A 10,576-nucleotide genomic window follows, 5' to 3' on the forward strand; every position below is an offset into this window, starting at 1 on the left:
AAACCTCTGCAATCCTCAAAGGCGAGTACGGTGCTGCACCGGCGCCGATGAACAAGGAACTGCAGGAGCGTGTTCTGGACGGGAAAGAGCCCGTTACCTGTCGTCCGGCCGACCTGCTTGAGCCAGAAATGGACAAGCTGACCGACGAGCTGAAGAAGCTGGCCGACGAGAAGGGCATCAAGCTGGCGGAAAACACCGTAGACGATGTACTGACCTACGCGCTGTTCCCGCAGATCGGCCTGAAGTTCCTGGAAAATCGTGACAACCCGGATGCCTTCGAGCCGGTTCCGACCGCCGAAAGCGCCGCTCCGGCCAAGAAGGCCGAAGGCCCCGAGACCTACACCGTGGAAGTGAACGGTAATAAGTTTGTTGTTGCTGTTTCCGAAGGCGGTGAGATCACCCAGATCCAGGGTGAGGGTGGTGCTGCTTCCGCACCGGCCGCATCCTCCGCGCCTGCTCCGGCAGCAGGTGAAGGTGAGCCTCTGGTGGCACCGCTGGGCGGTAACATCTTCAAGGTTCTGGTTTCTCCGGGTGACACCGTGGAAGAGGGCGATGTGCTGATCATCCTCGAAGCCATGAAGATGGAAACCGAAGTTCGCGCACCCAAAGCCGGTACCATCGGTGAGGTCTTCATCAAGGTCGGTGACGCCGTATCCCCTGATGATGAAATGCTGACAATCGCATAAGGGCCAGCATTCCATGGATAAATTAATGACACTCTGGACAGGTAGTGGCCTGTTCAACATCGAGCTCGGCCAGGTGGTTATGATTGCCATCGGCCTGCTTCTGCTGTTCCTTGCGATTCGCAAGGGCTTTGAGCCACTGCTGCTGGTACCGATCGGTTTCGGCGGCATCCTGGCGAACATCCCGGAGGCAGGGCTTGCCCTGACTGCGGCGGAAAATGCCATCCACTTTGCGCTCAAGAGTGACGCGACCCAGATTCTGGCCGCGCTGGCTGCACCGCTGGATGTAGCCTATCAGGCCGGCCAGGCGGTGACGCCCGAGCTGAAAGAGATGTTCAAGGTTGCCGTCAAGGAGGCCAGTTACTCCGAGATGGCGATGGCCAACTCCATTGCCCAGGACTTCGGCTATGGCAATGGCATGCTGTACAACTTCTACTCGGTTGTTATCGGCAGCACCATCGGGCCGCTGGTAATTTTCATGGGCGTGGGTGCCATGACGGACTTCGGTCCGCTGCTGGCCAACCCGAAGACCATGCTACTGGGTGCGGCGGCTCAGTTCGGTATCTTCGGTACAGTTCTGGGTGCAGCCCTGCTGGACTGGCTCGGCATTCTGGATTTCACCATCCTGGAAGCGGCGGCCATCGGTATCATCGGTGGCGCGGACGGCCCGACCTCCATCTACGTGTCCAGTGTTCTGGCTCCGCATCTGCTGGGTGCCATTGCGGTTTCGGCCTACGCCTACATGGCGATGGTGCCGATGATCCAGCCGCCGATCATGAAGGCCCTGACCAGCGAAAAAGAGCGCGCCATCAAGATGTCCCAGCTGCGCCCGGTGAGCAAGCAGGAGAAGATCATCTTCCCGCTGGTTGTTCTTATCGCGGTGGTTCTGTTCCTGCCGGATGCGGCGCCGCTGCTGGGTATGTTCTGCTTCGGTAACCTGATGCGGGAGTGTGGCGTGGTGGAGCGTCTGAGCGATACGGCCCAGAATGCCCTGATCAATATCACCACGATCTTCCTTGGGCTGTCTGTCGGCTCCAAGCTGATGGCGGACAAGTTCCTGGACGCCCAGACTCTGGGTATTCTGGCGCTGGGTATTGTCGCATTCGGTATCGGTACGGCTTGTGGTGTGCTGATGGCGAAGTTGATGAACAAGCTGACCAAGGAGCAGATCAACCCGCTGATCGGTTCTGCCGGGGTATCTGCGGTGCCGATGGCGGCGCGGGTGTCCAACAAGGTTGGCCTGGAGGCCAATCCGCAGAACTTCCTGCTGATGCACGCGATGGGGCCGAACGTGGCTGGTGTTATCGGCTCTGCGGTGGCTGCGGGTGTGATGATCAAGTTGTTGAGCTGATCTCTCGCCGCTGCTTTGAGAAGACCTCGCCTTTGGGCGGGGTTTTCTTGTTTTATAAGACTGATAATTCAGGAGTTTGAGCGGATGTGGGGCCTCCTTTCAGGAACCGCTACGAGCACATCCATGTGCGCTTGACTCCGGCCATCCATGGCCTCCGACATTCCTGAAAGGAGGCCCCACATCCGCTCTATGATCTTTGGAGTTATCGCTCTCTAATGGGCGAGCTAGTGAAAATCTCTCGAACTGACCGGTAACGAGTTAATCAGATGACTCAGATCTGACAGTTTCCCCGCCATGACATGAACAATATCGCCCTCTCTCTCCAGCACACCTTTCACGTGTAATAACCGGGCAGTCAGTAACGGCTTTCGTTGCCGACGTGCGGTTTCCAGCCAGACCACGACGTTTACGTTGCCGGTTTCGTCTTCGAGGGTGACGAAGGTGACGCCGGAGGCGGAGCTGGGGCGTTGGCGGCCGGTGACGAGGCCGGCGACCTGGACGGGGATGCCGGCTTTGGTGGTTTTGAGTTGTTCGGAGGTGAGGCAGAACCTCAGGTGGCCTTGTTGCCGGAGCAGGGCCAGGGGGTGGCGTTGGAGGGTCAGGCCCTGGCTGGCGTAGTCGGCTACGACGTTCTGGCCTTCGGTGGGTTCGGGGAGTTGGTTGCAGTGGTCCGGTTGGTAGTCGTCCGGGTCTTCTGCGGCGAACAGTTCGGTGGGTTGTTCGTGGTCGAGCAGTTGCCAGTAGGCCTGGTGGCGGTTGGCGGTGAAGCCGGGCATGGCGTTGGCGCCAGCTAGAAGTTCCATGTCTCGCTGGTTGAGGCCGGCCTGGCGGCGGAGTTCTGTGGCGGAGCGGTAGCCGTTGGCCGGGCGGTTCTGGTGGATTCGGTCGGCGCCGCTGGCGGAGAGGCCCTGGACGATTCTGAGGCCCAGGCGCAGGTGGTGGTCCGGGCCTTCGAGGGTGTGGTTCCAGTGGCTGTGATTGACGTCCGGGGGCAAGACGGTGACGTTGTGGCGGCGGGCGTCCTGGACCAGTTGGGATGGGGAGTAGAAGCCCATGGGCTGGCTGTTGAGCAGGGCGCAGTAGAAGGCTGCCGGGTAGTGGCGTTTGATCCAGGCGGAGACGTACACCAATAGCGCAAAACTGGCGGCATGGGATTCGGGAAAGCCGTAGCCGCCGAAGCCGCAGATCTGCTGATACAGGCGTTCGGCAAAGTCGGCGTCGTGGCCGCGTTCGAGCATGCCGGTGATGAGTTTTTCCCGGAACGGGGTGAGGTCGCCGTGGGATTTCCAGGCGGCCATGGCGCGGCGGAGTTGGTCGGCTTCGCCGGCGGAGAAGCCGGCGGCGACCATGGCGAGTTTGATGACCTGTTCCTGGAAGATGGGCACGCCCAGGGTGCGCTCGAGTACCCGGCGTACGGCATCGTTGGGGTAGTCCACCGGTTCCAGGCCGTGTTTGCGGCGCAGGTAGGGGTGCACCATGTCGCCCTGGATGGGGCCGGGGCGGACGATGGCGACTTCGATGACCAGGTCATAGTAAGTCTCTGGCTTCAGCCTCGGCAGCATGTTGATCTGGGCGCGGGACTCCACCTGGAACACGCCGATACTGTCGCCCTTCTGGAGCATGGCGTAGGTGGCCGGGTCTTCCTGGGGGATGTCCTGGATAGTGAATGGGCCGTCTTTTTGTTCACTGATCAGCTCCAGCGCCTTGCGGATGGCGGAGAGCATGCCGAGGGCCAGTACGTCCACTTTCATCAGCCCGAGGCTTTCCAGGTCGTCCTTGTCCCACTGGATCACGGTGCGGCCTTCCATGGCGGCGTTCTCGACTGGTACCAGTTCTGCCAGGGGGCCGGAGCTGATCACGAAGCCGCCCACATGCTGGGACAGGTGCCGGGGGAAGCCGAGCAGGGTGTTCACCAAGGTGAAGAACTGGTCCGCTACCTGTGGGTTGCGGGTGAGGTTCTTGTCCAGGATCTGCTGGCGCCAGTTGGTGGCCTTGTCCCGCCAGTCGATGCCGTCGAGCAGTTGCTCCACCAGGGCCGGATCAAAACCCAGAGCCTTGCCTACATCCCGGATGGCGCTGCGGGGGCGGTAGCGGATCACCGTGGCGGCCAGGGCGGCCCGTTCCCGGGAGTAGCGCCGGTAGATGTACTGGATGACTTCCTCCCGCCGTTCGTGCTCGAAATCCACGTCGATGTCCGGCGGCTCGTTGCGGTCTTTGGAGATGAATCGTTCGAACAGCAGTTCCACGTTGGCCGGGTTCACTTCGGTGATACCCAGGCAATAACACACCGCCGAGTTGGCCGCTGAGCCCCGGCCCTGGCACAGGATGCCCTGGCTGCGGGCGAAGGCGACGATGTCGTGGATGGTGAGGAAGTAGTGTTCGTACTTCATCTCCGAAATCAGTTCCAGCTCCTTGCGGATCAGGCCCTGGACCTGGAGTGGAGTGCCTCCCGGGTAGCGCCGTCGCTCGCCTTCACGGGTCAGGCGTTTGAGGTAGCCGGCGGGCGTTTCGTCCTCGGGGACCAGGTCCGGTGGGTATTCGTAGCGCAGGCTGCCAGGCTCGAAGGTACAGGCTTCGGCAATGCGCAGGGTCTGTTGTAGCCAGGCCTCCGGGAACAGCCGTTGCAGAACCGGCAAGGGGCGCAGATAGCGCTCGCCGTTCTGGAACAGGCAGTGGCCGGCGTTTTCCAGGGTGGTGTGGTGGCGCAGGGCGGTGAGTACGTCCTGCAGGGGCTGGCGTTCCCGGCTGTGCATGTGGACCTCGCCACAGGCCGTGATGGGGCAGTGGAGCTGGTCGGCCAGCCAGCGGATGCGGGCCAGGTGCAGTTCCTCACCGGATTCCAGGGTGCGGGCGGCGGCGATCCAGAAGCGGAGATCAAACAGCCGCTGCAGCCATTCGCCGCAGGCCAGGGCCTGGTCGGCATCCGCGTCGGGTATGGCCGGTGGCAGCCAGAGGCACAGGCAGTCGTCCAGCTCGTGGGTTTCCACATCCCTGAAAAACAGCCGGTACCGGCCTTTCTCTGCCCGGCGCCGGCCGGTGGTAATCAACCGGCACAACTGGCCATAGCCCTTGCGGGTGCGGGCCAGCAAAATGAACCGGGGAGAGGCGGCACCTGCCGGGGCATCCTCCAGCTCAAACCAGCTGCCGGTAATCAGCTTGACCGGACTTTCTTTCAGGGCCGCCCAGGCGCGGGGAATGCCGGCTACGGAACAGGCGTCGGTGATGGCCAGGGCGGTGTAACCCAGCTCTGCCGCCCGTTCCGCCAGTTCGTGGGGATGGGAGGCGCCGGTCAGGAAGGTGAAGTTGCTGAAGCAGAAGAGCTCGGCGTAGCCGGACATCGCGTTACCCGAACCAGCCATGGATGAACCACCCCTCGTGTACGTCCCGGAAGACCCAGGCCAGCTGGCCGTTTTGCAGCTGGGCAATGTAGTAATCCCGGTGCACTCGCTGGCCATCCCACCAGCCGCCACTGATGCGTTCCGGCCCGGCAAACCAGGCCGCCGGCGGTTCGGTCAGCGGTTGCGGGCCCTGGAGCAGCCAGAGTGGCCGGCGGGGCAGGTTTTCCGTGGCTGAAAGACGGGTTTTGTGTTTCTGCTGCACTTCTGTGGCCGACCAGGCCCGTTCCGGGCGATGGTCCGCCTGGGGTGCCAATTGCTTCAGGGATTGCTCGCCCAGCCGGGCCTGTAACCGGCTCATCAGGGTGTGCCAGGCTTCGTTCAGGTCCTGACTTTCGCCCAGCAGGTCCTGGCCCGTGGGCGCTTCCCGCCCCAGGAAGCGTTTCACCGACAACACCAGGGCAACCACCGGTGCCCGCAACGGTTGCTGCTCCAGTCGCAGGCGGATCAGGTTCAGGAAGGCCTCGGCCCGGTGTTCCGGTCCCGAGGTTCGGATGCGCAGACGGGTGTCTTCCTCGTGCCGGTGCCGCAGGATAAGGTGCAGGCTGTCGGTATCCTGCTGGCGCCAGCACAAGTCGTCTTCCAGCTCCGAGAGCATACGCTGCAACGGAAACAGCAGCCCCTGGGTGTGCTCGATCTCCTGAATGAAATCCGCCTGCTGCCGAAACGAGTGGGGCGGTTGCCAGGGTGTTTGCGGGTCCGGCCTTGTGCCCTGGATTTTCTGGATGCGCGCCAGGGTTTCCGGCGACAGCCGGCGGGCCAGTTCCGGGGCAGGCAGGGCAAACACCTCGCCCAGGGTGTTCAGGCCCAGCCGCTGCAGGCGGGTGCAGGTTTTGCCGTCAAACTCCGCTGCCACCAGGGGCATATTCTCCAGGGCCCGCAGGATGTGGCCCTTGTCCGCCGTGCATTCTCCCTTGCCGGCCCGGGCAATGAGTCGGGCGGCCAGCGGGGTGTGGCCGATGGCAATCCAGGCGGTAAGCCGGTGTTCGTTCAGGGCCTGCTCCACCGTTTGCCAGACCGCCGGCAAGCCGCCGTACAGTTTCTGCAAGCTGCCGATTTCCGCCAGGAGGCCATCGGGTGGCACCAATACGATGTGGGCGGCGTAGCGGTACAGCCAACGGGCCTGGTCTTCCAGTATCCGGTCTTCCTGTTCAGGCTGTGCCCGCACCATACCCAGTTCCGGGACCAGGTTGATGGCGGTTTTCAGACGCATGCCGGCACCCACACCCTGGTCCCGGGCATCCGGGCAGGCCTGGATAACGCGCTGGCCGGAGCCTTCCAAGATCACCAGGGGACGTGAGTCCTCCCGGTCACGGCGGATATGATCCAGCAGCAGGTGTGGAAAATGCAGGTACAACCAGAGCATGGAAACCCTATCGTTGTGTGTGTTGCCAGGGGCCTTGCACCACCCGGGGTGCTTCCCGGAATGCCAGGTCCGCCCGGTGGGCCATGGCCAGGCTGCACCGCTGCCCGGGCCAGCTGCCCCGGCGTTTGACCACATTGACCTTGAGGTCCTGGTTATCGACCGGTGCCAGCTCCAGGCGCAGGGCGGCCGGAGAGTTCTGCTCTGCGTATTTGCGCTCCCGGAATAGCACACAGACATTGCTGCCGGCCTCCGCCGCCAGTTGCAGCCGGCGCACCTCACGGGTGGCCAGCTTGCCCGGCCAGGCCAGCACCAGCCCGGTGACCGGGGAGCGGAGACAGTTTTCCAGTGTCCACAGGAAATCGCCGGCGTCTTCGGTGTGAATCATCACTACCTGGTCCAGATCCACCCCTTCCCGGGCCAGCGCCGGGGCATAGGGGGTATGGGGCGGGTTCAGCCAGAAGACGGTTTTGCCCGCTTGCGTCAGCCGTTGCATCAAGGGCAGCAGCAGATGCAGCTCGCCAATGCCGAGGGCATCCAGCAGGCATTCACTCAGCGCCCCCCGCGGCCAGCCGATACCACCCAACTGGTTATCCAGCACCTGGTAGCCGGTGGGTTCTGAGGGTTGTGTGGTTTGATGGCGCCGGTGCCCCTGCCAGACACGGGCATCCTGCATCAGTGTGTTCAGCAGCTCACTCATGGGGAAGTCTCCGAATACTGTTTAAATATACAGTATTCCGAACAGGGGCCGATTTCAAGCGCCGGGTTGATAAAACGAGCGTTGAAGCCCATGGTGAAAAGAGAGGCAAAAGGAGGTGAAAATGAGCGATCTGAAAGAGCAAACCTGCGAAGCCTGCAGTGCTGATGCACCGCAAGTCACCGAAGACGAGAAAGCCGAACTGCTCAAATCCATTCCCGATTGGGAAATCGTCGAGCTGGATGGCGAGGAACAGCTCAGGCGAGCATTCAAATTCCGCAACTTCGTCCAGGCCCAGGCATTCACCAACAAAGTGGCCGACCTGGCCGAAGAGGAGAATCACCACCCGGCTATCCTGCTGGAGTGGGGCAAGACCACTGTACGCTGGTGGACCCACAAGATCGGTGGCTTGCACAAAAACGACTTTGTGATGGCCGCCCGCACCGACGATGCTTACCAGAGTATGCAGTGAGGCCGGCCCGGCCTTGCTGCCTCTTGTTCCAGGACACTAGAACGCAGAATCAACGGGACTCCGGACACCGAAGCCGCCCTTACGCACAACGTGGGTGTAGATCTCAGTGGTTCGCAGGTCCGAATGCCCCAGCAGCTTCTGGATGGTGCGCAGGTCGTACCCCGCCTCAAGCAGACGCGTAGCAAAACTGTGTCGGAAGGTGTGGCTGCCCGCATGCTTGCGAATACCTGCATCCAGAATAGCGCGCCGGAAGTGTTTCTGAACCGTCCGATCGAGCAGATGATGGCGCCTCCGGACATTAGCACGCGGATCCCGGGAAAGCTCCGCTGCGGGGAAAACATACTGCCAGCCAGGCTCCTCGCTGGCATTCGGATACTTTCGTGCCAGCCCTGCGGGTAAATAGACTGACCCGACCCCTTTGAGGAGATCGGCCTGATGCTGGTGCAGGGCAGAATCGATCTGTTTCCGTAGCGGCTCAATCAGGCGATCCGGCAGCAAAGTAATCCGGTCCTTGTCCCCCTTGCCACTTCGAACGATCAGCTGCTGCATATCAAAGTCCACGTCTTTAACCCGCAAACGCAAAGCTTCATTGATGCGGAGTCCCGAGCCGTAGAGGAGCATGGCGACGAGCCTGTACTCGCCATCCAATTTGCTGATGACCGCTTTTGCTTCCTCCGAACTGAACACAGTGGGTAACCGCTTGGGCCTCCTCGCGCGTTCAAAACTGAGTTCCTCCAATGGCTGCCCCAGGAACTCACGGTACAGAAACACGAGCGCATTGAGCGCGACTCTCTGGGTAGCGGTGCTGACGTTTGCCTGCAAAACAAGATGAGACAGAAATGCTTCCACTTCCGCAGTTCCCATAGCCTCAGGATGTTTTCGATCATGGAACCGGATGAACCGTTTGATCCAGAACAGGTAGGTCTGCTCGGTTTTGTACGCCATGCCACGCAGCCGGATGAAGCTTCGGACCTTGTCCAGAAAGCGAGTTGGCTGTGCAGGAAGGGGGAGGGGATATCCATATCCTATCATCCTTCAGATACTGTTTTTATATACAGTAATTCGATGAATTCAGAAGTCAAGACAGAGCTGTAGGGCGGAGTTATACGAACGCATTCGCAAAACTGCAAAAGTCGCATGAGAAATCCGTGTAACTATCTGATAGGGTTGAAAAGATGAAAAACAATGGGCGGAGTTATACGCCCATAATGGTGAGCAGGGGTGGCTCGAAGGTGGGCGTATAACTCCGGCGGTAGCCGTGGCAAATTGCTCTCAAACAACTGTTTTTGAAGCGATTTTTTAAAAAATATTGAGAGTTTTAAGATGGGGTTTTACGAACGGGTGATATACGAACGCGTTCGTATAATTAGCTGTTAATGGCAAAGGCTTCGGTCCTTTTGGGTGGCTGTGTGCCAGTGGCCTTGGTGCCGGGCTTCGTAGCCAAACCCGGCAACTGTGTGAACACCAAGGCCGTCTGAGTCCGCGTCTGATTTGGTTGCTTCAATCAGCAACGGTGTTGGTAGTAAGTTCGGCATTCGTCGTTTTGGGCCGTCCGCCGAAATTTTATAGAGGATCTGGTACCTTTGGGTTCAGGTTCATCCACCGCAAGCAAGGCGGTGGAGTCAAACAAACGGTATCGGCGCCCGCCGGTGCGAGGTAACGGAGTAGGCCGTCATGGTCAGTGCCAGGGAACGGGCAGCGTCAAAACCCGCCACTAACCAGCCGGTCAACCGGACGCCAAAAGCGTACCGCTTTTGGTTCCCTCCGCTAGCGCTCCGGCGCCGGTTACCTTCGCGTTATGTTCCTCTCAGAGCAGGCTCAAGTCCAAGGTGATCAACAAAAGGGATAAAGTCGCGATCCAAAAACAGCAGGGGTAGCTCCTTCTCTATGCAGAACGTAGCGATGATCACGTCGGCAGTTTTTCTGATCGTGATGCCCCTTTTACGAAGCGCTCGATAATTGTCGGCGCACTTGACTGCCATATCTTTGCCAAACATTTCATATTGATCCAGCGCAAGCAGGCTTTGTTTGGTCTGACGGTATTGTTTGTCGTTGCCGATGCCTTGCAGGATTTCCAGAAATATGAGGTCACCGATAGCGACTGAACCTTGCACTATCGAGGCATCCAGCAGGTCAGTTTGCGGGTTTTTGACTCCGTTGAAATAGTCGATCCAGACGCTGGTATCCACCAGTATCATCGGGCGCTCCGCATTTCATCCAGATCGCCTTCCCACTTGATTTTGCCTCGCAGCTTTCGAATTTCCTGCTGCTTGCTCAGCTGGACCAAAAGTTTCAGACCTTGCTCAACGGCCTCTTTTTTGGTTTCGTAGCCGGAGACTTTGAGGGCTTCGGCCATCAACTGATCGTCAATGACAATGTTCGTTCTCATGTTGCACCTATGTGTATGGTTTTCGATTTCTATACACAATCTAGCACTTCAGGGAGAGCATAACAATCGGCTGCACAGCGACCGATTTCTCGCCGCTTTGCGGCTCCAAACCGGCGCGTGAGCCGGGCGTGTGTGCCGGGCATGGCACAGAACTAGGGAGGTGAAAGTCCCCCTGCCAGGTGTTCGCAGAGCCGAAGGCTAGGAGAAGGGCAAGGGCGTCACCGCG

9 protein-coding genes are annotated in these 10,576 nt (G+C 60.2%); 3 read left to right on the forward strand and 6 right to left on the reverse strand.

All coding sequences use genetic code 11. The features are described from left to right. Positions 1-686 (forward strand): biotin/lipoyl-containing protein (locus ACESMW_RS17125; RefSeq protein WP_372988203.1); only part of this gene is annotated, 686 nt, incomplete at its 5' end. A 13-nt stretch (positions 687-699) separates the two neighbouring features. After that, on the forward strand, positions 700-2,034 hold the full coding sequence (locus tag ACESMW_RS17130; RefSeq protein WP_372988204.1) for a sodium ion-translocating decarboxylase subunit beta: 1,335 nt from the start codon (positions 700-702) through the stop codon (positions 2,032-2,034). A gap of 224 nt (positions 2,035-2,258) precedes the next feature. Here the strand turns inward: ACESMW_RS17130 and ACESMW_RS17135 are convergent, their stop codons facing one another. From ACESMW_RS17135 to imuA, 3 genes are read right to left on the reverse strand one after another with little or no spacing between them, the layout of a single operon-like run. Further along, on the reverse strand, positions 2,259-5,393 hold the full coding sequence (locus ACESMW_RS17135; RefSeq protein WP_372988205.1) for an error-prone DNA polymerase: 3,135 nt from the start codon (positions 5,391-5,393) through the stop codon (positions 2,259-2,261). Further along, positions 5,377-6,795, reverse strand: a complete 1,419-nt coding sequence (locus ACESMW_RS17140; protein ID WP_372988206.1) for a Y-family DNA polymerase — start codon at positions 6,793-6,795, stop codon at positions 5,377-5,379. Before ACESMW_RS17140 ends, ACESMW_RS17135 begins: the two co-directional genes overlap by 17 nt. Before the next feature lie 7 nt (positions 6,796-6,802). Beyond that, complete coding sequence (gene imuA, locus ACESMW_RS17145; RefSeq protein ID WP_372988207.1) at positions 6,803-7,492, reverse strand: translesion DNA synthesis-associated protein ImuA; 690 nt, start codon at positions 7,490-7,492, stop codon at positions 6,803-6,805. 121 nt (positions 7,493-7,613) lie between these two features. Here imuA and ACESMW_RS17150 point away from each other — a divergent pair, with 121 nt between their 5' ends. Continuing rightward, positions 7,614-7,961 (forward strand): 4a-hydroxytetrahydrobiopterin dehydratase, encoded by a 348-nt coding sequence (locus ACESMW_RS17150; protein ID WP_372988208.1) that lies wholly within the window; start codon positions 7,614-7,616, stop codon positions 7,959-7,961. Between the two features lie 36 nt (positions 7,962-7,997). Here ACESMW_RS17150 and ACESMW_RS17155 read toward each other — a convergent pair whose 3' ends face one another. From ACESMW_RS17155 to ACESMW_RS17165, 3 genes are all read right to left on the reverse strand, one after another. After that, on the reverse strand, positions 7,998-8,906 hold the full coding sequence (locus ACESMW_RS17155; RefSeq protein WP_372988209.1) for an integron integrase: 909 nt from the start codon (positions 8,904-8,906) through the stop codon (positions 7,998-8,000). 851 nt (positions 8,907-9,757) lie between these two features. Continuing rightward, the gene (locus tag ACESMW_RS17160; protein WP_372988210.1) at positions 9,758-10,159 is read right to left on the reverse strand and encodes a PIN domain nuclease; all 402 of its coding nucleotides are present in this window, start codon (positions 10,157-10,159) and stop codon (positions 9,758-9,760) included. Next, complete coding sequence (locus ACESMW_RS17165; RefSeq protein WP_275709837.1) at positions 10,156-10,350, reverse strand: type II toxin-antitoxin system VapB family antitoxin; 195 nt, start codon at positions 10,348-10,350, stop codon at positions 10,156-10,158. The genes ACESMW_RS17160 and ACESMW_RS17165 overlap by 4 nt, the downstream gene beginning before the upstream one ends. Between the last annotated feature and the right edge of the window lie 226 nt (positions 10,351-10,576).

Source organism: Marinobacter sp. (genome assembly GCF_041690455.1).
Classification (GTDB): domain Bacteria; phylum Pseudomonadota; class Gammaproteobacteria; order Pseudomonadales; family Oleiphilaceae; genus Marinobacter.